General features: G+C 54.1%; 24 protein-coding genes. 12 read left to right on the top strand and 12 right to left on the bottom strand.

Annotated elements, in window-relative coordinates; genetic code table 11:
* The first annotated feature begins 96 nt into the window (after positions 1-96).
* Together HUE57_RS10380 and HUE57_RS10375 are read left to right on the top strand one after the other, a co-directional pair.
* The gene (locus HUE57_RS10380; RefSeq protein WP_174673132.1) at positions 97-834 is read left to right on the top strand and encodes a hypothetical protein; all 738 of its coding nucleotides are present in this window, start codon (positions 97-99) and stop codon (positions 832-834) included.
* Positions 803-2740 carry a hypothetical protein gene (locus HUE57_RS10375; RefSeq protein ID WP_078483393.1) on the top strand — a complete coding sequence of 646 codons (1938 nt, stop codon included), beginning with the start codon at positions 803-805 and terminating at the stop codon, positions 2738-2740. Before HUE57_RS10380 ends, HUE57_RS10375 begins: the two co-directional genes overlap by 32 nt.
* A gap of 48 nt (positions 2741-2788) precedes the next feature.
* On the opposite strand, the gene HUE57_RS10370 is transcribed toward HUE57_RS10375, so the two are convergent.
* The gene (locus HUE57_RS10370; protein ID WP_078483392.1) at positions 2789-3187 is read right to left on the bottom strand and encodes a hypothetical protein; all 399 of its coding nucleotides are present in this window, start codon (positions 3185-3187) and stop codon (positions 2789-2791) included.
* Positions 3188-3199: 12 nt separating this feature from the next.
* The gene (locus HUE57_RS10365) at positions 3200-3541 is read right to left on the bottom strand and encodes a cytochrome c (protein WP_174673131.1); all 342 of its coding nucleotides are present in this window, start codon (positions 3539-3541) and stop codon (positions 3200-3202) included.
* 15 nt (positions 3542-3556) lie between these two features.
* On the opposite strand from HUE57_RS10365, the gene HUE57_RS10360 reads away from it, so the two are divergent.
* Positions 3557-3808 carry a hypothetical protein gene (locus HUE57_RS10360; protein ID WP_174673130.1) on the top strand — a complete coding sequence of 84 codons (252 nt, stop codon included), beginning with the start codon at positions 3557-3559 and terminating at the stop codon, positions 3806-3808.
* Positions 3809-4026: 218 nt separating this feature from the next.
* Here HUE57_RS10360 and mog read toward each other — a convergent pair whose 3' ends face one another.
* The gene (gene mog, locus HUE57_RS10355; RefSeq protein WP_078483390.1) at positions 4027-4557 is read right to left on the bottom strand and encodes a molybdopterin adenylyltransferase; all 531 of its coding nucleotides are present in this window, start codon (positions 4555-4557) and stop codon (positions 4027-4029) included.
* A gap of 157 nt (positions 4558-4714) precedes the next feature.
* On the opposite strand from mog, the gene HUE57_RS10350 reads away from it, so the two are divergent.
* Both HUE57_RS10350 and hpnC read left to right on the top strand, forming a co-directional pair.
* A complete protein-coding gene (locus HUE57_RS10350; RefSeq protein ID WP_078483389.1) occupies positions 4715-6010 on the top strand; it encodes a DNA recombination protein RmuC in 1296 nt (431 codons plus the stop codon).
* Positions 6011-6015: 5 nt separating this feature from the next.
* Positions 6016-6885 carry a squalene synthase HpnC gene (gene hpnC, locus HUE57_RS10345; RefSeq protein WP_078483388.1) on the top strand — a complete coding sequence of 290 codons (870 nt, stop codon included), beginning with the start codon at positions 6016-6018 and terminating at the stop codon, positions 6883-6885.
* Between the two features lie 3 nt (positions 6886-6888).
* Here hpnC and HUE57_RS10340 read toward each other — a convergent pair whose 3' ends face one another.
* From HUE57_RS10340 to HUE57_RS10330, 3 genes are read right to left on the bottom strand one after another with little or no spacing between them, the layout of a single operon-like run.
* On the bottom strand, positions 6889-7632 hold the full coding sequence (locus tag HUE57_RS10340; RefSeq protein ID WP_078483387.1) for a DUF6817 domain-containing protein: 744 nt from the start codon (positions 7630-7632) through the stop codon (positions 6889-6891).
* 43 nt (positions 7633-7675) lie between these two features.
* On the bottom strand, positions 7676-8377 hold the full coding sequence (locus tag HUE57_RS10335; RefSeq protein ID WP_078483386.1) for a hypothetical protein: 702 nt from the start codon (positions 8375-8377) through the stop codon (positions 7676-7678).
* Positions 8378-8385: 8 nt separating this feature from the next.
* Positions 8386-9438, bottom strand: a complete 1053-nt coding sequence (locus HUE57_RS10330) for a glycosyltransferase family 2 protein (RefSeq protein ID WP_172840220.1) — start codon at positions 9436-9438, stop codon at positions 8386-8388.
* A gap of 211 nt (positions 9439-9649) precedes the next feature.
* Here HUE57_RS10330 and hpnD point away from each other — a divergent pair, with 211 nt between their 5' ends.
* The 4 genes from hpnD (at position 9650) to HUE57_RS10310 (ending at position 13108) form a co-directional block, all read left to right on the top strand.
* Positions 9650-10522, top strand: coding sequence for a presqualene diphosphate synthase HpnD (gene hpnD, locus HUE57_RS10325; protein WP_078483399.1), 873 nt, complete (start codon positions 9650-9652; stop codon positions 10520-10522).
* Positions 10515-11852 (top strand): hydroxysqualene dehydroxylase HpnE, encoded by a 1338-nt coding sequence (gene hpnE, locus HUE57_RS10320; RefSeq protein WP_078483384.1) that lies wholly within the window; start codon positions 10515-10517, stop codon positions 11850-11852. The genes hpnD and hpnE overlap by 8 nt, the downstream gene beginning before the upstream one ends.
* A 20-nt stretch (positions 11853-11872) precedes the next feature.
* Complete coding sequence (locus HUE57_RS10315; RefSeq protein WP_078483383.1) at positions 11873-12610, top strand: YciK family oxidoreductase; 738 nt, start codon at positions 11873-11875, stop codon at positions 12608-12610.
* A gap of 213 nt (positions 12611-12823) precedes the next feature.
* Positions 12824-13108: a hypothetical protein gene (locus tag HUE57_RS10310; protein WP_174673129.1), complete on the top strand. Its 285-nt coding sequence runs from the start codon at positions 12824-12826 to the stop codon at positions 13106-13108.
* Here the strand turns inward: HUE57_RS10310 and HUE57_RS10305 are convergent.
* The 3 genes from HUE57_RS10305 to HUE57_RS10295 all read right to left on the bottom strand — a co-directional run bounded on the left by HUE57_RS10305 (position 13086) and on the right by HUE57_RS10295 (position 15824).
* A complete protein-coding gene (locus HUE57_RS10305) occupies positions 13086-13331 on the bottom strand; it encodes a hypothetical protein (RefSeq protein ID WP_174673128.1) in 246 nt (81 codons plus the stop codon). The genes HUE57_RS10310 and HUE57_RS10305 overlap by 23 nt on opposite strands.
* A 124-nt stretch (positions 13332-13455) precedes the next feature.
* Entirely contained in the window at positions 13456-13779 is a 324-nt protein-coding gene (locus tag HUE57_RS10300; RefSeq protein WP_078483381.1) for a low molecular weight protein tyrosine phosphatase family protein, read from the bottom strand.
* A gap of 1247 nt (positions 13780-15026) precedes the next feature.
* The gene (locus HUE57_RS10295) at positions 15027-15824 is read right to left on the bottom strand and encodes a GspE/PulE family protein (protein WP_174673127.1); all 798 of its coding nucleotides are present in this window, start codon (positions 15822-15824) and stop codon (positions 15027-15029) included.
* Between the two features lie 30 nt (positions 15825-15854).
* On the opposite strand from HUE57_RS10295, the gene HUE57_RS10290 reads away from it, so the two are divergent.
* Complete coding sequence (locus HUE57_RS10290) at positions 15855-16049, top strand: hypothetical protein (protein ID WP_174673126.1); 195 nt, start codon at positions 15855-15857, stop codon at positions 16047-16049.
* A gap of 55 nt (positions 16050-16104) precedes the next feature.
* Here HUE57_RS10290 and HUE57_RS10285 read toward each other — a convergent pair whose 3' ends face one another.
* Complete coding sequence (locus HUE57_RS10285; protein WP_174673125.1) at positions 16105-17058, bottom strand: GspE/PulE family protein; 954 nt, start codon at positions 17056-17058, stop codon at positions 16105-16107.
* Between the two features lie 261 nt (positions 17059-17319).
* Between HUE57_RS10285 and HUE57_RS10280 the strand changes: the two genes are divergently transcribed.
* On the top strand, positions 17320-18258 hold the full coding sequence (locus HUE57_RS10280; protein WP_078483379.1) for a GGDEF domain-containing protein: 939 nt from the start codon (positions 17320-17322) through the stop codon (positions 18256-18258).
* Between the two features lies 1 nt (position 18259).
* Complete coding sequence (locus HUE57_RS10275; RefSeq protein WP_174673124.1) at positions 18260-18433, top strand: hypothetical protein; 174 nt, start codon at positions 18260-18262, stop codon at positions 18431-18433.
* Positions 18434-18451: 18 nt separating this feature from the next.
* Here HUE57_RS10275 and HUE57_RS10270 read toward each other — a convergent pair whose 3' ends face one another.
* Both HUE57_RS10270 and HUE57_RS10265 read right to left on the bottom strand, forming a co-directional pair.
* Positions 18452-19123, bottom strand: a complete 672-nt coding sequence (locus tag HUE57_RS10270) for an endonuclease III domain-containing protein (protein ID WP_236860572.1) — start codon at positions 19121-19123, stop codon at positions 18452-18454.
* A gap of 47 nt (positions 19124-19170) precedes the next feature.
* On the bottom strand, positions 19171-22308 hold the full coding sequence (locus HUE57_RS10265) for an efflux RND transporter permease subunit (RefSeq protein WP_078483378.1): 3138 nt from the start codon (positions 22306-22308) through the stop codon (positions 19171-19173).
* Positions 22309-22321: the final 13 nt, after the last annotated feature.

Raw genomic sequence — 22321 nt, 5'->3', positions numbered from 1 at the left:
CCAACGGCTCACAGCTGGAAAATTGCCACTGCTCTAATCGCCATCATTGGTCTATATTCTGCTGAGAACTAAACACAACAAGCCAAGGGGCCTCGCATGCTGCGGCAGAAGCTCATTCCTATCTTCACCGCACTACTGATTACACTTTCATTCAGCCCCAACCTACAGGCCGCAGGTTCACAGGTCTCCATTGCGAGCGATGAGAAGTGTTACGGCCCCGACTGCGAGTGGTATCAGAGGCTGCTCAACACCCTCGAAGAGGCCGAGGACAAGGCCTACGCCGCCCGCGCCTGCATGGAGCGTATTCTTGAGCTGACTATCGCCAATCGTGAAACATTGACCCAATCCGGCAACCTGACACAGGATCAGCTCAACCGCACCGTGCTGGCGTGGCAGACGGCCAAGGTACTGCGCAGTATCTCCAAGGGTGCCTGGGAGGCGGCCAAGTTCCTCTCCGGAGACCTCTCATCACCAACCCGAGTATTAAAAGAGATGGTCGACACCATGGTCGGTAGCGATGAGACCGCTTCGGGATCAGTGCGCATGGGGGGTATGGCGGCACTCGACCCTAACTCCTTCAAGGAGGAGGCGATTGCACAGGCCAAATCTGGCATCAAACAGATGCTTCAGGACGAGGGGTTTCCACCCAGCGTCTCTCAGGGTGTGGCCGATGGTGTGGTAACCAATGTCGTCAACTCGATCGAGGCGGGCAACAAGGGTGGATTTAACAAGATGCTGGTTGCCGACATCGCCGCGCAGGCGATCAATGGCTATGTGAAGCGAACTCAAGCAGTCGATCGATATGGGCATCGAGATTATACAGGGGCTGAATGAAGAGCGTATGGGCCGCATCAGGACACTTGAGGGTGAACTGGTTGCCAACAGCGCTGCCATTGCAGGCGCCAGCGAGTCGATCATGCAGCTGCGCCGCTCTATCGAGAAGGCCAATGAGTTGCTCGCCAATATCCGCACTGAGAAGGCGAAGCTTGAGGCTAATGCCAGTGAGTGTCAGTTGGAGCGCCGACGCGCCTGTTGGAACGCCTACGATGCCGCGCTCGCCGAGGCCAACAAACAGCTCGAAGCGGCGATCAAGAAACTAGACGACGCCGAGAACGCCAAGAACAAAGAGGTTGAGGATGCGGCCAAGGCTGCACAGACGCTTCGCGATCGCCTCAAAGCGACCTATGAGGAGATCAACAATCTTGAGCAACAACATGGCGACAAACTTGACGACTATCGTCGCGCCAAGTTGGAACTGGAGGCGGCCGAGGAGTACTACGATCGTGCCCAGCAGGAGGCGAGTGACTTCTCCCGCGCCAACAATATCACCGGCTACACCCAGACCTACTCCAACCTGATCGCCGATTTCCATGCCGACCGCGCAAAATGGCTACGTGAGGTGAAACGACTCGAGGGCGAGGTAAAACCGATAGAAGATCGGCTTGATGCACTACGCAAACAGGCCGATGAGGATTGGCCCAATCTAGCCAAGGCCAACGACAAACATGAACAGCTGGAGGGGGAGCTTGATCAGCTGCGCGAGGGTAACAAACCGAAACGTGAAGAGGCGGCCAAGGCTCGCGATCAGGCCGCCAATCAGGCGCAGACCGAACTCGATGCCTGTCTGAAGCGGGTCTCGGATGCAGCCTCAAGCGATGCCACCCTGCTCTTCACCATGGCACGTAACCCCAACCTCGACCGTTGCGGCAAGCTGCTCGCCGAGGCCGAGGCGGGCTATGAAGCGGTTAAACGCAACAACGTGAAGAAGTTCATCGAGGTTCCCTGTCCCAAGAAGCCAAAGATCGCTATCGGTTCCCCACCCATCTGCCCCGACCCGGCCGCTAATCGTGCCATCAGCGTCGGCCCTAACAGTGAGGTCGGCAGCGGTGCACGTCTGACCGAGAAGGCAACCGGCATGCTCGGCGGTGCCCTGGGCGGTCTTCTCGGCGGTGGCGGTGGCGGCTTCGGCATGGGCCCATCGAGCATGATGGGTGGCGGCGATGAGCCGGCACAACCCGACACCGTCGACGACCCGGTTTCGAAGAAGCTGAAGAAGAAGTTCACCCACAAACCGAGCGGTACCAAGCTTCGGGTGGGCGGCAAGTTCAACGACAAGGGGCTGCTGATCAGCACCACCATCCTCGATACGCCTGGGGACGGCACCTTCCAGACCGCCTACCTCGAGGATCCTCGCGGCCACCGCGGTGGTCCGGTCGGATACTGGATCTACGATGTCTACCAGGAGTGGAATCTGACAGTGAGCTGGACCCACGACCGCTGGGTCGATGGTGAGCATGTGCTGCATGAGGAGGGAGGCTGGCAGGAGAGCGGTACCAATCTGCTCGATACCTTCCGCGTGCCTGTCTACGAAGAGCCTATCTGGGCACGTCTCGGCTTTGGCAGCGCCATCAAGGGCATCAGCAGTCTCGGCACCCAGTACCTGATCACCAAGGAGCAGCTAAAAAAGGAGCCGGTCTACCTCGTCACCCATATCACCCAGCCCAATGCGGACCCGGTGACTACCGTACCGATGATCCTAAAACTGAGCCTGAACGCCAAGGGTAAACTCGATATGAGCCAGGTGAGTGCCACCAAGGCCGATATCGACTGTAAGGGTAAGAAGCGGACCAAGGTGAAGCAGCCTGAACCGAAGAAGAGTAAATCAAAGCCGAAGGCCAAGGAGCCGACACGCGACCCTGAACCAAGTCCTCTCGACAATGAGTTCTTTATGGGGTCGTAACGGGATCGTCAGCGCACATCCCTGATTCGGGTGTGCGCTGCTCTAGAATCAGTGCTTGGTGAGGTGTTCCTGGGTGATGTAACCGTCGGAGACCATCGACTCGATAGCCGTTTCACGCTCCTGCAGGTTGAAAGGAACGGCCAGATATTCGGGAAGCTCGACCTGCTCATCGCCCAGTCGTATCACCTCCGCCTCTAACAGGCGATCGAAGACCGAACCAAGCGTCGTCTCAAACGACTCCGGCGGCCCTGCCTCATAGTGACCACCCAGATGATCAAACAGCTCCTGTACCGTATGTTGTCCATCAGCCAGCGCCACGACCGTGCCGAGCCAGGCATCAAGCTCATTCGCCGAGAAATTTTCCAGCACATCGATCACTGAAATCTGCTCACCCTCAGCATTGAAGGGAACAATGCGGAAAAAATATTTTGTCTTATCTAAGTCCATCTTCAAACCCCGTTATCGTGTTCGATACGCCATGTGACAGCCGACGCAACCTGCCGTCAGTTTTTGCAGCGCAGTGTAGGTCTTATTCACATCGCCCTGTTTGGCGACTTCGGCCAGCTCACTCGCCGACTCATGCATGCCCCAGCCTAACTCGCGCATCGCCAACGGCATATACCGCCCCGGTGGTACTCCACTCTCCCGGTGCTTGCCCATCGTGCTCTTGCCCATGCGCTGCTCGGCCACCTCGCCCGCCTTCTCATACTGATCGTCAGCCAGTAGTGCAAAGATGGTGGTGAGTGCTGCCAGATGATCTTGCATATCGGCGCGCATCAGTGCGCGGGTCTTGGCTGGCATCTCCACTAGCTGACGGTGGTCCTGCAGCTCTGCTGCTGTGTCTGTCTCTGCCTGCACACTTCCGTTCATAGAGAGGCAAAAAGACCCAAACAGATTCGGGGAGTCGCTATTTTTGCGGAAGCATGTTTTGGGCATCCAAGCCCAGCAAGCGGCAAATACTTAACGCGACCGTTTATGCCTACGAGCGCCCCGACCGTCCTGCGTTCGTTGCGTAATCACCTCTTCGCGGCTCTACACAACTCCCTCACTGACTCTACGCCGACATAAAGCCGCTGCTGCATCTTCTCCGTCGTTCGCTCACGCTCTCAACTACGAATATGCAGACGGCGTCGACTATCGGGGACTAACCGCCCTCACTTCGCTCTCCATGGCGGTCAGCGGTAGCGTATCTCTCTTCTCATAGTCTCACCTCAATATCCGTTCCCCACCCTATAAAACTAGCACCACTCGTTACGGGTCGACTTGATCAGTGACAAAGGCGAATACTACTTCGCCTTGGGTCGAAACGGTTTCATCACTTCCTCATTGCACTCGAGGAACGGGCCTTCAATCAGATCAATGCAGTAGGGTACCGCCGGGAAGACGGCATCGAGACACTCGCGAATCGATTTGGGTTTGCCGGGGAGGTTAATAATCAGCGACTTCCCACGGATACCTGCCGTTTGGCGCGAGAGGATCGCCGTCGGCACATACTGCAGACTGGTCTGGCGCATCAGTTCGCCGAAGCCGGGCATCATCTTCTCACAGACTGCCTCGGTCGCCTCGGGGGTGACATCGCGTAGCGCCGGGCCGGTGCCGCCGGTGGTGACGATCAGACAACACCCCTCTTTATCGGCCAGCTCGATCATCGCCTTCTCGATCTCTGCCTGCTCATCGGGAATCACCCGGTAGACCGGCTCAAACGATGAAGTGAGGTAGTCGTTCATGGTCTCGATAATCGCCTTGCCGGAGATATCTTCGTAGACACCGGCGCTGGCGCGGTCGGACGCGGTGATGATGCCGATTCGGATGGTCATTGCTCTCTCCAATTACAGCGAAGGCGCTGCGAAACTGTTCGGTTGGAATGAATAGAATGGCGTATTTATACGCAACTTGGCGGTAAAAATGAAAGTTGCGTTACACCGACACGTCGGGGGGCTATTCACATCGCCCGCAATGGTATGATTCCAGCCCATGGATGCCACACAACTCACCGTCGTAATTATCACCGCCCTGCTCGCCCTCGGCCTCGGTCTGCTGATCGGCCACCTGCGTGCGCAACGCGAGGTCACCACCCTGCGTGAGGCGAAGATCAAGCTCAGTAGCGAGCTGGCACACGAACAGCGTAGCGCAGCCGACAAGATCGCCGCACTGGAGAAGGCGCAGGCGGAGGCGCGTGGCCAGCTCAGCGACACCTTCGGTGCGATGGCGAGCGAGGCACTGAAACACAACAGTTCCGAGTTCCTGAAGCTGGCGCAGGAGAACCTGAAGCAGTTCCAGACCCAGGCACAGGGGGAACTCTCACAACGCGAAAAAGCGGTTGAGAATCTGGTCAAACCGATCCGAGAGGCGCTGCAGAAGACCGAGAGCCAGATCCAGAAGATGGAGAGCGAGCGCCAGAGCGCCTACGGCTCACTGAGCAAACACCTTGAGACGATGGCCGAGGCGCAACGCCTACTGCAGGGTGAGACACGCAATCTGGTGCAGGCGCTACGCCGTCCCGAGGTGCGTGGTCAGTGGGGTGAGATGACACTCAAGCGCCTCGCCGAGCTGGCTGGCATGGTCGAGCACTGCGATTTCTACGAGCAGGAGCAGGTGCAGACCGAAGAGGGTGCGCTACGTCCCGACATGATCGTACGCATGCCCGACGGGCGCGAGATCATCGTCGATGCCAAGACCCCACTCGACGCCTATCTCAGCGCCGTTGAGGCGACCGATGACGAGAGTCGCCAGCGTGAACTGGCCCGTCACACCCGCAAGGTGCGTGAACGTGTTAAAGAACTCGCCTCCAAATCCTACTGGCAGCAGTTCAAAAACAGTCCCGATTTCGTGGTGCTCTTCATCCCTGGTGACCAGTTCCTCACCGCCGCGCTCGATAACGATCGTAAACTGCTCGAGGATGCACTGGCCGACAAGGTGATACTTGCCACCCCCACCAGCTTTGTCGCGCTGCTGCGTGCGGTTGCCTACGGCTGGCGTCAGGAGGCACTGGCAGATAACGCCGAGAATATTCGTAAGCTGGGTGAGGAGATGTACGATCGCCTCGCCACCTTTGCCGATCACCTCTCCAAGGTAGGCAAAAGCCTTGATAGCAGCGTGAATCACTACAATAAAGCGGTAGGCTCCTTCGACACTCGCATTCTCCCCTCGGCGCGCAAGTTCACCGAGATGGGTATCAGTGCCAAGAAAGAGGTCGGTGATAGCCAGCAGATCGAACGCGCACCGCGCCGGGTCGAGTCGGCCGAAACATCCAGCAGCGATAGCGAATAGTTTCGATGTCCTCCTCCAGAGAGATCAAGGCGGCCTACCGCTACTGCCTCGATATGGCCAAGAGCCATTACGAAAACTTTCCCGTCGCCTCCTGGCTGATGCCACGTCGTATACGGCTACCGATTGCGGCCATCTACGCCTTCGCTCGGACCGCCGACGACTTCGCCGACGAAGGTGATCTGAGCGTCGACCAGCGTTACGCCGAACTCGATGCGATGAGCGAGAAGTTGCATACCCTGGAACGTGGAGAGAGCATCAATGAGCCGATCTTCATCGCCCTGGCCGATGCCATCGAACGCTTCGCACTCCCCTACTCGCTACTGCACGACCTGCTCAGCGCCTTTCGTCAGGATGTCGAGAAACGACGCTACACCGACTTTGGTGAGGTGATGGACTACTGTCGTCGATCCGCCAATCCTGTTGGTCGCTTGCTGCTACATCTGTTCGGTGCTGCCACACCACGCAACCTTGCCCTCTCCGATGGCGTCTGCAGCGCCCTGCAGCTAATCAACTTCATGCAGGATATCGGACAGGACTTCGACGAAAACGACCGTATCTACCTGCCACAGGATGAGATGAAACGTTTCGGCGTTGGGGAGAAATACCTACAAGAGAAACGCAAGGCACTGCGTATGGATGACCTGATCACCCTACAGCTAGACCGCGCCGAGAAGATGCTGCGCGCTGGCTGCCCACTCGGCATCGTATTGAAAGGACGCTTTGGATTTGAGCTACGAATGATCTGCGAAGGAGGTGTGACAGTGCTCTACAAACTACGCGAGCGCACCAACCCATTCGAAAGACCACGACTCGAACGACGCGACTGGTACGGTATCGTGCGCCGGGCACTCCTACCAAAACGCGTCAGGCGTTAATTACTATTTGAAACGGAACAACAGCTTATTAAGCTTACGTCTCTTTTTATAAAGATAGGCCACAACTCTATGCAACCATGGTGTGGGAACTGCGGAGAAAAGACATCGGTCGGTACGTTTAAGTCGTTCTGAAACCGTACTCGTTTGCGTCGGATTAATAACGGCATTTAGTTCGACGGCAAACTCATCATTAACCAACGCTAAGGCCAGCGATCTCAGTTGATCCTCACGACCCTCGTAGAGGGCCAAGTGATCCTTACGGCTATAGGCCATTTCAAATTCGAGATTCTCTTCTAACTCGTTTGCAAGGCGCATAATCAAAATCTCGCGATCACGATCACTCATCTGGCCGAACTGTATGGCATACTCTCCAGTCGCACTTCTGCTCCAGGGGAATTCCGTATAGACCATAACCAGTGACTCCACCTCCTCACCTACAGCCGCAATCACCTGTTTACGTTTCCTCTCCGTAACACCTGGCCTTGGATCTCCGAATTGACCGAATAGATATACCGAGTGCAGCAGTGCAGCAGCCACCAGTTCCACCCGAAATTTGTGTTCAGCCATAATGCTCGCGGTTCCGACCAGATGGCATAGAAACGGCCTGCCGTTGGCACGAAAATGCGACGGAAAGAGCTCCAGCGAGAGTTCGTAGGCCTTAAATATCAGCTCAACGGCATTAATATCAAAATTGAGTGCACGCAGCTGACTATAGAGCTGAATATTCGTCTGGGCATATTTATACATAGTTAGTATTCACCACGCGTCCCTTGCAGCAAGCAGAGCAGCTTTACTCCCCCAGTCCCAATAGTTCTTTAACCTTTAGGGTTTGAAGCGCATCATCTTGGCGTAATTTGGCGTAGATGCTATCAGCCTGACACCGACCTAGGCGTTGGATCCATTGCTTTCGACGCGACACTACCCTTAGGCCCAGCCCCACATTTTTTGCCTCGAAGGCAAACCCAAGGTCGACCATATTCACATCCGACCACTGATTTACATCAAACTTCATTGCCGCAATCGGATGCAATGTCCCGCAGGTGGCCAGCACATCAACCCGCTTTCCAAAGCAGAGTCGACTGACCGCATCATAGACCTTTCTATCCTGTCTATATGATGCAATATCTGCTTCAAACACACTGCCATGCACACCCGCTGCCACACGGTCGTCATACTTCACACACTCTCTATAGAGACGTTGTATAAAATTATTCGGGTATAAAATATCGTCATCAAAACAGGCATAGTAGTCAGCACCATCACACAGCGACAGACCAAGCAATTTACCGTTAGCACCGATCTCGCCCATATCCTGTGAACGTAGAATTGTCATCCGTTCATGTTTGGCATAACTCGGAATAACATCAAACTTATCGAGATAGAGGTAGAGATGGTCGACATTAGCTAGCGCGCTCTCAATCGCCATCGGTGCGGTATCGGCACGCGAAGGCATAGTCGCCATACCTCCAACGACCACGTAATCTTTTCGCATATTTCTATTCAAGCCTGGCTTCCGCTTCGCCCATCGTCCAGACCAAACAGAGTTCCCGCCCACACTACTTCCGGTCTATTAGGTATCGATTTTTCACCCAACTTGGCGCGTTTCATATCAAACTGTTCTCGCACCCGGCGCTCTATTTTCTGCGAGATCAGACGCCTCATAAATTTTCGCCCGAGCACTTTTCTGGGCCACGGGTATACGGTAGCAATTGCCCTATCTCGATGGTTCTGAATCCAGCTATAACGAATCCTGTCTGCCTTCAGCTTTACACCCCAGGTCTCTTCAAACGCCTTGATCGATTCCACCGCACGCTCATCCGACCAGCGAAACAGGTGGTATTGAAGATCGACCGAATTGAAAGGATCGTAGGCCCGATAGGTGACACGACTATCCTTCTCAAAGGTGACCTTGGTGCCCATATCCATACAGCGCAGGGCAAAATCCATCTGCTCCCGGGTAATCAACCGCTCATCCAGACCACCCATGCGATCGTAGAGATCCTTGCGCATCAACATACAGTGGAACTCACACACTTCATTCTCCAGCATCGATGGATCACTCAGCTGGGCCTCCACCTCCTCAAGAGGAACATTCATAAAGCGATGCTGCTCGCTCAGAATGAGATTCGCACCGTCGCGTTCATGGTGCAATTTGCCACCAGCGTGGTGAATGGTCACCGTCTCACACGGACCGATAAAAATAAGTGGTGCCACCGCATCCGCATCATTCTCATCAGCATTTCTCTCCAGGGCCTCCAGCCAACCCGCTTCATACTCGATATCGTTATCGGCAAAGAGGACAAATTCGGTTTCAACCTCAGCCGCACCAATATTGCGTGCCTCATTGGGCGTAACCGGATAGGAAAGCGCTATATGCTTAAACGGCCGTTCGCTCTGAAGTGCCTTAATTTCGGCTCTAATCTCTGTGGGCGTCACCCCCTCAACCACAATCACCGGAACGGAATCGTCTACGGTATTGAAGATCGACTTCAACGATGGAATGACCGAAGAGAAACGCTCACGCGGAGAGACGACAATGGTACTTTTATACATAGGAGTAGTAGCGACCGGCAGATATATAGACAAACCCATTTCAATACCTCACCACCAACAAATCTATCAATATTAGCCACCGTAATACCCTATTTTCATTACAGGTTATGATACTTCATGCAGCACCAAATCTCACGATCACTCATCGCATATATTGTCTTTCCACTCACGACTACGGCATCATTAGCTAACCTTATTTACAAACATGACCATGACCCCCGACGAATATTGTCAGGAGCGCGCCGCCTCCAGCGGTTCGAGCTTCTACTACAGCTTCCTCTTCCTCCCCGCCGAGCAGCGCCGTGCTATCACCGCGCTCTACGCCTTCTGTCGTGAAGTGGACGATGTGGTGGATGAGTGTCGTGATGCGAGCGTGGCACAAAACAAGCTGATCTGGTGGCGCGAGGAGCTGGAACGCACCTACCACGGCGAACCACAACACCCGGTCGGCCAGGCGCTACAACCGATCATTGAGCAGTTTGCAATGCCGCAGGAGGAGCTGCTGGAGATCATCGACGGCATGGAGATGGATCTGGTGCAGCAGCGCTACGCCAGCTTCAATGAACTACGCCTCTACTGCCATCGTGTCGCTGGTGTGGTGGGTCTGCTCGCGGCAGAGATCTTCGGTTATGAAGATCGTCACACGCGAAAATATGCCGATGCGCTCGGTCTGGCCCTACAGCTGACTAATATCCTGCGTGATTTACGTGAGGATGCCGAGCGTGGTCGAATCTATATTCCCGAGGATGAGCTGCAGAAGTTTGGAGTAACTGCCGAGGATCTGCGCCGGCCACAGGCGAGTGAGCGGGTCGAGAAGCTGCTCCAATTCCAGGCCGAACGCGCCCTGCAGTGTTACCACGACGCCTACGCCCTGCTCCCCCCCGATGACCGCTATCGCCAGCGCACCGGGCTGGTGATGGCTGCCATCTACGAAGCGTTGCTGCATGAGATCATCGATGGTGGCTACAAGGTGCTTGAGGGCCGTACCTCGATCTCACCACTGCGCAAGCTCTGGATCGCCTGGAAGACAATGCAGCACGAAAAACGCCAACATAAACGGTTGATGCGTCGCCAGCATGCCTGATCGGAACAGCGTCGCCCAACAACGGGTCGTGGTGGTCGGTGGCGGCTGGGCAGGACTCAGCGCCGCAGTCGAGCTGAGCCACCGCGGCGTCCCCGTCACTCTTCTTGAGTCGGCCAAACAGCTGGGCGGTCGCGCCCGTTGTGTCCAGTTTGGCGAAAGCCGGGTCGATAATGGTCAGCACATCATGATCGGTGCCTACAGTGCGACGCTCGATCTACTCAAACGGTTAAAGCTCGATCAGAACCAACTGGTCGAACGCCAGAGTCTGCTACTCAAGCTGCTCTCCCCTACCGAATCCCCACTCGAGATGCGCGCAGCCAACCTACCTGCCCCGCTGCACCTGCTGGGCGCACTGCTCACCGCCAAGGGTGTCTCGATCGGCGACAAGCTGAAAACAGTACTCTTCATGGCGCGACTCAACAGTCGACACTTCACCCTTAAAAAGGAGCAGAGCGTGCGCGACTGGCTCGCCGCACAGCCGAGGCGCGTGGTGCATGGCCTATGGGAACCGCTCTGTATCGCCACTCTCAACACCCCTCCTGAAAATGCCTCAGCCAGACTCTTTATACGGGTGTTGAAGGAGGCCTTCAGTGGCCAGCGCAGCAACTCAGATCTACTACTACCGCGCACCGATCTCGGCACCACCATCCCGGAACCGGCAGCACACTACATCGAACGTCATAATGGACAGGTTCAGCTCAGTCGTCGTGTGAACGAACTGATCATTGGGCAGGGCCGCATCCTCGGCGTGGCGATCGATGAACAGATGATCCCTGCGAGCCATGTGATACTCGCCACACCTCACACCGCCACTGCGCAGCTGCTACAGGCACATGAAGGCCTCAATGAGACCGCAAACCAGCTAGTACAGATCCCCACCGAACCGATCTGCACCATCTATCTGCGCTACCCGGAACAGACACGGCTCGAACTACCGATGATTGGCCTACTCGACTCAGTCGGTCAGTGGGTCATCGATCGTCGTAACTGCGGCCAGCCAGGGCTGCTCTCGGTAGTGATCAGCGCCAACGGTCCGCATATGGATCTCAGTAACTGCGAACTAGCTGACCACGTCACTGCGGAGCTGAAACACCACTATCCTGAACTGCCCGAGCCGCTGGAATCGCTGGTTATTCGCGAGAAGCGCGCCACCTTTGCCAGCAACGTCGGCATCAACGCCTACCGCCCGGCCAACCGCACTACAGTCGAGGGGCTATGGCTGGCGGGGGATTACACCGACACCGGATTGCCCGCAACACTCGAAGGAGCGATACGGAGTGGTCTACAATGCGCACAAGATATTGCGGCTGAGTGGCCGCAACAGAATTAATCATCAAACAGGAACGACCGATGCAAGACTATTCACCCGCAGCCGATCTCTTGAAAGAGCGCGTTATCCTCATCACTGGGGCTGGAGATGGTATAGGCCGTGCGGCCGCCAGGAGCTTTGCCGCGCATGGTGCCACGGTTGTACTGTTGGGTCGCACAACTCACAAGCTGGAGAAGGTCTACGACGAGATCGTCGATGCCGGTCATCCACAGCCGGCCATCTACCCAATGAATCTCGAGGGCGCAGTGATCAAGGATTACGACGATCTCGCCAAGGTAATGGATCAGGAGTTCGGACGCCTCGACGGACTACTTCACAACGCCGCCTCACTCGCCCGCCTCTGTCCACTTGACCAGTACGACCCGGAGGGTTGGTACAAGGTGATGCAGGTCAACCTCAACGCCGCCTTCCTGCTTACCCAGGCGTGTCTGCCACTACTGAACAAGGCCGAGGATGGCCGCATCCTCTTCACCTCCGATCAGATCACCCAGGAGGTTAAAGCCTACTGGGGTGCCTACGGCGTCTCAAAGTTCGCCATCAACGGCATGATGCAGATGCTCGCCGAAGAGCTCTCCAATACCAACATCCGGACCAACGCCATCGTCCCTGGTCCCGTCCGCACCTCCATGCGTGCCTGGGCCTACCCCGGTGAAGATCCCAATAGCCTGCCGACACCCGATACCATCATGGCTAGCTACCTCTACCTCATGGGAGCCGATAGTAAAGAGAGTAATGGCGAAATCATCAACGCTCAGTAAGTAACGTTTTAAACAAAAAAGCCCGGATACGCTTTCAGCGATCCGGGCTTTTTTCTTCACCTGTGAAGAGCTAGAGTTTCAATCACTCCACTTCTTTAATTCGGCTCTCTGATCCGGTTTTTTTTCGATGTGATGCACATCATTTTGAGCTTTTCGCTTTTTTCCTACGAATCTCTTTTCGTTGCTGCTTGCTTGGCCGGGGAGTCGCTATTTTTGCGAGAGTTTGTTTTGGGCATCCAAGCCCAAGCAAACAGCAAAAACTTCACGCGACCGTTTATGCCTGCGGCGCCTCGACCGTCCTGCGTACGTTGCGTAATCACCTCTTCGCGGCTCTACACAACTCCCTCAGTGACTCTACGCCGACATAAAGCCGCTGCTGCATCTTCTCCGTCGTTCGCTCGCGCTCTCAACTACGAATATACAGACGGCGTCGACTATCGGGGACTAACCGCCCTCACTTCGCTCTCCATGGCGGTCAGCGTATGTTATCCCGAGTAGAAAGCACACTCTTTAATTCACTATATGCCTGCTGCCATTCAGGTGTATCTTTAAACTCTATAACTCCAGTTTCAGACACTTTGGGCTTTGTTTCATACCCATTTCTATCAGACAACTCAAAAGACTCTTCACACCTTAGTAGAGCAGCACGCCGACTCATTAATGAGCCAGTATGCATTTCATTTAATGCTTCTATTGTTTTTATTACTACTTTACTAGCCATTTCTATTTTTTAACATATAACGCAGAGCTAGGCCGACCGCCGTAGCTGTATTAATCTTGTGCTATTTAAGCACATAATTATATTCTGCGACGGCAGTCTGTTTGAGCGTTTTGTTATGTGATGTTTATATGCGCACATAACGGGGCACCTTTACCTTAAGTAGCTGGATCAGTTCTGGCTGCATACATTCATATATATCAGGTATATCTAGTACCGCCAGATTTTTGTCTTTTAATAATTCTTTATATTTTTTTGATATTTTGTTTCTATGACTTTTTTCCATAACTAGAATGACATCAGCCCATTCAATGAGGTCACCGCTTACTGGTGTTTCTGCATCCTTGTTTGTACCACAACTAATAGCATTTATGCCTTCACATTCTGAAAACACCGCTTCACCCGTTGGGCTTCGTAGTCGATTTTCACTACATACAAATAGTACATTCATATTTTGTACTTTTACACATAATGCTAAGTTAACCGGCGCGGTAGCGCGTCCGAGCAAAGAATTAGCGTTGTTAAACTTTTGTTAGAACGCACTTCTTCCCTATACAAATATATGCCAGATGTTATCGCTGCAACAATGATTGCAGGTACGAGGCACCATAACACTATAAACTGTATTGTGTTTTGGAGGTTTGAACCGTACCAATACGAGAAGAAACCTCGGAAAAGCACTACAGAACCAATTAAAGATGCCAGTAAAGCTCCTAATAATAGCGTATGGACTTGCTCTCCAAGCTACAACCATTCCTGCTACAAGTGATGCATAAATAGGAGTATACGTGGCTACACTGCATCCTAAACTAATTAGACCATGTGAATACATGGGGAAACAGGTTTCCTCAAATGCCAATGCTCCCAATATACCCACCGCCATAAAACAACAACAGCTAATGTCATTCTTAATAGTAATTTCACCATATTGTGCGCTCTAACGTGTGCTAAGCCGACCACCGTAGCGGGGCTTGTTTTTGTGCTATACAGCACAAAATAAGTGCCGCGGAGGCGGGTCGGCTTGAGCTGATTGTTAGAAGCTTTGTTCATGTTATTACTAGCGCTAGCATTAACATAAGTACAACTATTGATAGCCCTATGGTAATGGCAATAAAGTTATTGGCTATTGTAACTGACAATGCCTAGCGCCATCTTTTTGTGATTCAGCTGCATATTCACTCATTTGTTTGAATTGCTCGAAGGCATGAGCGAAGGGCCTTTGATATTGCCCTTTTCACTCAGATACGGAACTACTTTCCCTAGATAAATAACGTTGCCAACAATCACGTATATGATAATTAGTGCAGCTAGTAACCCAAACGCTGTTCCTTCATTCATTTTATGGCTTCTAACAGTGAATTATGAAGCCAGCACATATATTGTGATATGTGACTGGTTCTTATAAATACGTTATGCCGCCAATAGTTCTCACTTTTAGCGACAACTTTGTTGTTTCTACGATAATGACTGGGGGATATTTTCATCCTACATACCTTTCCCTGCTATGTAAGCATGTGAAATTGGTTGGCATAGTAGCTCGCATCCTGCTTATTGTGGTGCCGAGTATCTTCCTTTCTCAGCTTTTCGTTGGAAGGGTGTTCTATATCTCCTGGAAAATCAATTTCTGTAGTTAATACTTGAGAAAGCCAAGCAGTCAAATGGTAGGTATCACTTCGTTCCGCCCATCCTACCTAATGATTAACCGACGGTTCGGACTTTGTAGGCCTCTTCCAGGGTGGTACGACCCTCTCTGGCTAGCTCAAGCGCATCTTCAAAGAGTGTTGTCATTCCCGCCTTGTGAAGCGCCTCTCTGATTGCCTGCTCACCTTTATTGGCGTGGATCAGCTGTTGGATCTCTGGCGTTACGGTGAAGATTTCACAGACGGCGACTCGGCCACGGTAGCCGCTCTGGCTACATGTGGGGCATCCTCTTCCACGATAGAAGATCTCATCATCGGAAACGCCGAGTGTCTGACGCAGTTTCGTATCGATGGTATCAACCTCTTTGCACTCTTCGCAGATAACGCGCACCAGTCGTTGCGCCATTGCGCCTAGCAGTGTGGAGCTCAGTAGGAACGGTTCGACACCCATGTCGATCAATCGTGTTACGGAGCTGATCGCATCATTGGTGTGAAGAGTGGAGAGCATCAGGTGTCCGGTGAGTGCAGCCTTGTTGGCGATCTGTGCCGTTTCCAGGTCACGAATCTCGCCGACCATAATCACATCGGGGTCGTGGCGCAGGATGTGGCGCAGTGCCTCGGCGAAGGTGTAACCCTTCACGTTTGAGATTTGAATCTGCTCGACGCCGTCCATCGCATACTCAACCGGATCTTCGACGGTGATGATGTGCGGATTTTGCCGTTTCACCTCATTGAGCAGTGAGTAGAGGGTGGTCGACTTACCAGAGCCGGTCGGCCCGGTGACCAGCACCATGCCGTGCGGTTTGGTGATCAGATCACGCAGGGTATCGACCTCATGTTCGCCAAATCCGAGCACTTAGCCGGGGAGTCGCTATTTTGCGAAAGTTTGTTTTGGGCATCCAGCCCAAGCAAACAGCAAAACTTAACGCGACCGTTTATGCCTTCGGCGCCCCGACCGTCCTGCGTTCGTTGCGTAATCACCTCTTCGCGGCTCTACACAACTCCCTCAGTGACTCTACGCCGACATAAAGCCGCTGCTGCATCTTCTTCGTCGTCCGCTCGCGCTCTCAACTACGAATAGGCAGACGGCGTCGACTATCGGGGACTAACCGCCCTCACTTCGCTCTCCATGGCGGTCAGCGTGGGCGCAGTCCTACCTCTTTATCGAGCAGACGAATCACCGCACTCTCGCCATGCACGGTCGGCATTACTGAGATACGCAGATCGATCGGGTGTTTATCCTTAACCAGCCGTGCATGACCATCCTGTGGCAGGCGATGCTCGGCAATATTCATTCGCCCTGTGATCTTGATACGGCTGACCAGTGGGGCGAGCAGTGATTTGTGCAGGGTACGGACGAACTGCAACACGCCATCAATGCGGTAGTAGACGCTGGCACGATCCTTCTCCGGACGAATATTGATATCGGAGGCCTTGCGCCGAACCGCCTGCCACATGATTGCATTGAGTAGCCGCACCACCGGCTTCTGCATCGCCTGCTGCTCGAGGTCATCCTCATAGGACTCCTCTTCAAAGGCATTAGCACCGGATACTGGCGAGAGTTCGAACTCATCGAGTGGCGTATTCTCATCGAACTCACTGTAGTGGCGATTGAGGGCCAGACTGATATCGCGTGCTGAGGTCACCACCACTTCAGCTGAACGGTTGGTGTTGAAACGAATCGCATCGAGCGCATCCCAATCGAGTGGATTTTCAATCGCAACGATCAACTTGCCATCATTCTCAGCCAGCGGCAGCACGTTGTACTGAAGCGCCAGGTCGGAGGGGATCTTCGACAGGACGTTGTCATCAATCTCAAACTCCCTGAGCGAGACGTAGGGAATATTGAACTTGTGGGCCAGCGCGATGTGGAGTTGCTCACGGGAGATCAACCCCTCTTCAACCATCATCGTGCCGAGGTGGTGATAGGTCAGCGACTCGCGTTGGTCATCTAGCACCTTTTCGAGCTGCTCCTCGGTAATCTGCCCCTCTTCAATCAGGATCTCGCCAAGATGGCGTTCACCGAGTGGACCAATATGATTCAGCAGATCGACCACGTCGGCCGCATCGTGGACCTTATACTCTTCCATTCTTCTTTTTCTCCACCACCCTTAATGCATACCCTCATTATATGCCCTCTTCCCTGTCATTGGGGCTGCGCCAGATCATCGTCATCGGCGGCAAACTCTTACCGCCCCCCTCCTGCTCCAAGCGTCAAGATGACGTCACAGACCCATCGCCGCGCCAACTCACCCGCATTATTCTTTGTTATTACATAAGGTTATAGTTAACGGCAATAATTGGCACGACTCTCGCATGAGTAGGAACAAACCGACCGCGAGGATAGAACAATGGCAGCACAAGGCGATATCACTAACACTCAGAATGGCGACACCATTCCCTTTCCTCTCCGAGGCTCTGCTCACGCCCAGAAGCGTGATTCCGAATCTCAGGATTATGGGAACGGTGCCAGCATTGCGCTTGAACTGAGCGCCATCCTGCAGAGCACACTGGAGTGGAACAAGGTTCTGACCCTGTTCAATAGTGAGGCTCGCCAGAACGTTCCCTTCGATGCACTCAACTACACCTTCCCATCCGATAACATCCACTTCGAGATCGGTGTCACCAAACACCACAAGGCGAGCTATCAGCTCACCCTCGGTAACCAGACACTCGGCACCATCACCTTCTCGCGTCGTCGCCCCTTCAGCGATGGCCAGCTGAAGCTAGTTGAGGAGATGATCGTCGGTCTGGTCTACCCACTGCGTAACGCCCTGCTCTATCGCCGTGCGGTACAGTCAGCTCAGCGTGACCCTCTCACCGGCATCGGAAATCGTGCTGCACTGGAGACCGCACTGAAACGTGAGATCGACCTCTCCCATCGTAACGGCTCACCGCTGGCGATGATGGTTTTCGACCTCGATCACTTCAAGAACGTCAACGACACCTACGGCCACGCCGCCGGTGACTGCGCCCTGAAACAGTTTGCCCAGACCGTTGGAAAATGCGCTCGTGGAACCGACATGCTGTTCCGCTTCGGCGGAGAGGAGTTTGTACTACTACTGAACAACACCGAGATGATGGGGGCTACCCAGCTGGGCGAGCGTATCCGTGAGGCGGTTGAGGAGATGGAACTTGAGTGTGAAGGTGCCCGCTTCGGCATTACCGTCAGCGTCGGCGTCGCTGCAACTCGCATCGATGACACCCCTGAATCACTTTTCAAACGCGCTGACTTCCTGCTTTACAGCGCCAAAAGCGGAGGACGTAACTGTGTCTGCTCAGCGGAATAAATTGCTACCACCTAATGGTCACTTCATCTCAACGACCAGTCGTGGCACCCCGGTTCTTGTTTCGATGCCTCATCACAGCAAGGCCGAGCTACACCACCACACTGATCAGCATGCGATCTACGATACGGGCTTTACCGTACTGCACAGTGAGCACAAACGAGAACAGCTGCATTAACCAGCACCGTTGCGGAGACTACCCCGCAGCGGCGGACTGACAATTCCGTACCAGCGGACAATTCTCGCAAATCGGTTTAGTACGGCAGTGTTGTTTGGCATACTCAACAATCAACGCATGCGCCTGATTAAATAAGACAACATCCTCGCCCAGTGCCGCTTCAAAGGCGGCTCGCAACACCTCATACCCCTCTTCCCCATCGATTAATCCAACCCTGGAGAATATTCGGCGCGTATAGGCATCGATCACAAACACCGGACGTTCAAACGCGTAGAGCAGCATATCGTCGGCCGTCTCCGGTCCCACACCGTGAATAGCCAGCAGCTGATGACGTAACAGATTGGTCTCACGGTCAGAGAGCGCCTCGCAACCCCCCTCTGCCTGACACCACTCACAGAAGGCACGCAGTCGTTTCGCCTTGATATTGAAGTAGCCCGAGGGTTTGATCCAGGCAGCCAGATGGTCGTGACGACTCTTTACGATCGCCTCGGCCGAGAGTTTTCCCTTCGCTTTGAGATTAGCGATCGCCCGTTCGACATTTACCCAGTTGGTGTTCTGGGTCAGGATCGCACCGACCATCACCTCAAAGGGTGAATCAGCAGGCCACCACGACAGCTCCCCGTAGCACTTCTGCAGAGTGTTGAAGTGCGCCTTGAGACTCCTTTTGGGTAGCGTTAGTTTTTTCACCAAACGTTACGAACCAGAATTGCCAGGCGCACCGATAGCCAGAGCGATAATCACGACTGCGGTTTAACCGAGTTCACCGGCCTCTCAAACTCATCGGCTTGCGCGCGCAACCTTCGGGTGATCAGCAGTTTGAAGAAGAAGGGCAGGAAGAAGACCGCGAGGAAGGTCGCGGCGAGCATACCCCCCATCACACCGGTTCCCACCGACTGTCTGGCACCCGCTCCCGCTCCGGTCGAGAGCGCCAGAGGCAACACACCGAGAATAAAGGCTAGCGAGGTCATAATAATTGGACGGAATCTTAGCCGCGCCGCCTCCATGGCCGCAGCAGCAGCGGACCACCCCTCCTGATACTTCAACAGCGCATACTCTACGATCAGAATGGCATTCTTCGCCGCCAGTCCGAGCAGAGTTACCAGGCCGATCTGGAAATAGACGTCATTGGTAAAGTCTCGCATCCAGACTGCAGCCAGGGCACCGAAGGTACCGAAGGGCAGTGCCAGCAGCACCGACAGCGGTAACGACCAGCGCTCGTAGAGGGCCGCAAGAATCAGAAACACCATCACCACCGCCATGCCCATACTGATGAAGGCGGTGTTTTCAGATCGGACCTCTTGATAGGAGGCACCCGACCAGTCGACGGAGAAGTCTTTGGGCAATGACTTATCGGCCACATCCTGAATCGCCTGGATAGCCTGTCCCGAACTCACACCCGGGGCACCCTCACCAAAGAGCTTTACTGCAGGCAGGTTGTTAAAGCGATCCAGAGTGTCAGGACCGGAACTGTACTCAACACGTGCGAAGGCTGAGACCGGCACCATCTCCCCCTGCGTACTGAGCACAAATAGCTGGCCGATATCCTGAGGTGTTTGACGGTAGTGCACATCGGCACCGATCAACACCTGCCACGCCCTGCCGTAACGACTGAAGTCGTTAACGTAGTAGCTGCCCAGCGTCGCTGCCAGGGTATTAAAGGCGTCATCCAGCTTGATACCTAAAGACTTGGCCCGCTCTCGATCCACATCGACATAGAGTTGCGGGGTATTAGCACGCCAGAGAGAGTTGACCATACCGAGACGCGGCTCTTCGTGTGTCGCACCCTTGAAGCCCTCCATCGCCCTGGCCAGTTCAGCCGCCCCACCCTCACCACGATTCTGAATGTAGAACTCAAATCCGCCTGTATTACCCAGACCAAAGATCGCTGGCGGATTAAACGCCAATACCAGCGCCTCATTGATAGCACCCGTCTTCATGAACAACTCATCCACCAGCGCCTTGACCGGCACCTCTCGTTCATCCCAGTGCTTTTGCGTAACAAACATGGTTGCAGCGCTATTTTTAAAGCTGCCACCGAGAAAATCCAGACCGGTAAAAGAGACCACATCGAAATTATTGGGATTGGATTGAATCGCTTCGATCACCTCACCCACGACTGCATCGGTGCGCTCGAGTGAAGCACCGTCTGGTAGGAAAACCGCCGCGATGTAATAACCCTGATCCTCATCGGGCACTAGAGAACCCGGTGTGCTCTGCCACAGATTAATTGTGATGGCGACCATTCCCAGAAACAGTCCCATCGTGAGCAGAGAGCGACGCAACAGAACCCCCACGCCTTTAACGTAGTGATCGGTGACCTGATGAAACCAGTGATTAAACCAACGAAAAAAGGCGTTGCTCGCCTTGTGTTCATGTTTCAGTATCAACATGCATAACGCAGGCGTCATGCTGAGTGCGACCACACCGGAGATCGCCACCGAGATTGAGATGGTAATGGCAAACTGTCGATACAACTCGCCGGTCAGTCCACCGAGGAAAGCAATCGGTACAAACACTGAAACCAGTACCAGCACAATGGCGATGATAGGCCCGCTCACCTCACGCATCGCCTGTATGGCAGCATCGCGTGCCTTGAGCCCCTCCTCATGCATGATGCGTTCGACATTCTCCAGTACCACGATTGCATCATCGACGACGATACCTATCGACAGCACCATACCGAACAGGGTCAGGGTATTTATCGAGTAACCCAACATCTGCAGCCCGGCAAAGGTACCCAACAGGGAGACCGGCACTGCCAGTATTGGAATCAAAGTAGCACGGAAGTTTTGTAGAAACAGGTAGACCACCAGGAATACCAGCAACATCGCTTCACCGAGCGTTTTGAGTACCTCACGGATAGATACCTCGACAAAACGGGTGGTGTTGTAAGGGATTGAATAGGTCAAACCCTCTGGGAAGTCAGCTTCCAACTCCGCCATTGTATCTTCGACACTCTGCCCGACATCCAGTGCGTTGGCTCCCGGCTGCAGGAAGATACCGACCAGTGTGGCGGGTTTGCCGTTGATGCGCCCGACAAAGTCGTAATCCTTCGAACCCAACTCCACGCGGGCGATATCTTTCAGCCTCAGCGCGCTGCCATCTGCATTCGAGCGAATTATGATTTTGCCGAACTCCTCCGGCGTAGAGAGCCTTCCCTGCGTGGTGATGGTATAGACCATCTCCTGGGATTTCCCCGTCGGTTTCTGACCGATCTTGCCCGCTGCGAACTGGGCATTCTGCTCGTTAACAGCGGCAATCACCTCGTTCACCGCCACACCCAACTGTGTCATGCGATCGGGTTTAAGCCAGATACGCATAGCGTAATCCTTGGCACCAAAGATCTGCACGTTGGTACTTCCCGGAATACGCTTGAGGCGATCAAGCACATTCAGGGTGACGTAGTTGGAAGTGAACAGATCGTCATGCCGCCCATCGGGCGAATAGAAGGCCAGTACCTGCAAAAACGATGAGGAGCTTTTTTCAACAACCACGCCCTGACGCCTGACCTCCAGGGGCAGACGCGCTTCGATCTGTTTTACCCGGTTATTAACATTGAGCGCTGCCTTATCGACATCGGTGCCGATTTCAAACGTGACCGAGATGGTAGTGACGCCACTGGAGGTCGAGGTCGAGGCCATGTAGATCATGCCTTCAACACCGTTGATGGCGTTCTCAATCGGGGACGAGACGGTCTCCTCGACTACCGTTGCCGAAGCACCGGGGTAGATGGCCGTGACCTGAACCACAGGAGGCGCAATTTCCGGATACTGGGCGACCGGCAGCGTACGCATGGAGGCCAATCCGGCCAGGATAATGAATATCGAAATGACAAAGGCGAAGATGGGCCTGTCGATAAAGAAGCGGGAGATCATTTAGATAGGCTCC

The sequence above is a fragment of the Candidatus Reidiella endopervernicosa genome, from assembly GCF_013343005.1.
Classification (GTDB): Bacteria; Pseudomonadota; Gammaproteobacteria.
This window is presented reverse-complemented; position numbering and strand designations above follow the sequence as displayed.

What these genes read in the sequence shown, in the direction of transcription:
- HUE57_RS10380 (WP_174673132.1), top strand. Translation starts at nt 97, where the DNA reads ATGCTGCGGCAGAAGCTCATTCCTATCTTCACCGCACTACTGATTACA.
- HUE57_RS10375 (WP_078483393.1), top strand. Translation starts at nt 803, where the DNA reads ATGGGCATCGAGATTATACAGGGGCTGAATGAAGAGCGTATGGGCCGC.
- HUE57_RS10370 (WP_078483392.1), bottom strand. Translation starts at nt 3,187, where the DNA reads ATGGACTTAGATAAGACAAAATATTTTTTCCGCATTGTTCCCTTCAAT.
- HUE57_RS10365 (WP_174673131.1), bottom strand. Translation starts at nt 3,541, where the DNA reads ATGCCAGCCAAGACCCGCGCACTGATGCGCGCCGATATGCAAGATCAT.
- mog (WP_078483390.1), bottom strand. Translation starts at nt 4,557, where the DNA reads ATGACCATCCGAATCGGCATCATCACCGCGTCCGACCGCGCCAGCGCC.
- HUE57_RS10350 (WP_078483389.1), top strand. Translation starts at nt 4,715, where the DNA reads ATGGATGCCACACAACTCACCGTCGTAATTATCACCGCCCTGCTCGCC.
- hpnC (WP_078483388.1), top strand. Translation starts at nt 6,016, where the DNA reads ATGTCCTCCTCCAGAGAGATCAAGGCGGCCTACCGCTACTGCCTCGAT.
- HUE57_RS10340 (WP_078483387.1), bottom strand. Translation starts at nt 7,632, where the DNA reads ATGTATAAATATGCCCAGACGAATATTCAGCTCTATAGTCAGCTGCGT.
- HUE57_RS10335 (WP_078483386.1), bottom strand. Translation starts at nt 8,377, where the DNA reads ATGCGAAAAGATTACGTGGTCGTTGGAGGTATGGCGACTATGCCTTCG.
- HUE57_RS10330 (WP_172840220.1), bottom strand. Translation starts at nt 9,438, where the DNA reads ATGTATAAAAGTACCATTGTCGTCTCTCCGCGTGAGCGTTTCTCTTCG.
- hpnD (WP_078483399.1), top strand. Translation starts at nt 9,650, where the DNA reads ATGACCCCCGACGAATATTGTCAGGAGCGCGCCGCCTCCAGCGGTTCG.
- hpnE (WP_078483384.1), top strand. Translation starts at nt 10,515, where the DNA reads ATGCCTGATCGGAACAGCGTCGCCCAACAACGGGTCGTGGTGGTCGGT.
- HUE57_RS10315 (WP_078483383.1), top strand. Translation starts at nt 11,873, where the DNA reads ATGCAAGACTATTCACCCGCAGCCGATCTCTTGAAAGAGCGCGTTATC.
- HUE57_RS10305 (WP_174673128.1), bottom strand. Translation starts at nt 13,331, where the DNA reads ATGGCTAGTAAAGTAGTAATAAAAACAATAGAAGCATTAAATGAAATG.
- HUE57_RS10300 (WP_078483381.1), bottom strand. Translation starts at nt 13,779, where the DNA reads ATGAATGTACTATTTGTATGTAGTGAAAATCGACTACGAAGCCCAACG.
- HUE57_RS10285 (WP_174673125.1), bottom strand. Translation starts at nt 17,058, where the DNA reads ATGGAAGAGTATAAGGTCCACGATGCGGCCGACGTGGTCGATCTGCTG.
- HUE57_RS10280 (WP_078483379.1), top strand. Translation starts at nt 17,320, where the DNA reads ATGGCAGCACAAGGCGATATCACTAACACTCAGAATGGCGACACCATT.
- HUE57_RS10265 (WP_078483378.1), bottom strand. Translation starts at nt 22,308, where the DNA reads ATGATCTCCCGCTTCTTTATCGACAGGCCCATCTTCGCCTTTGTCATT.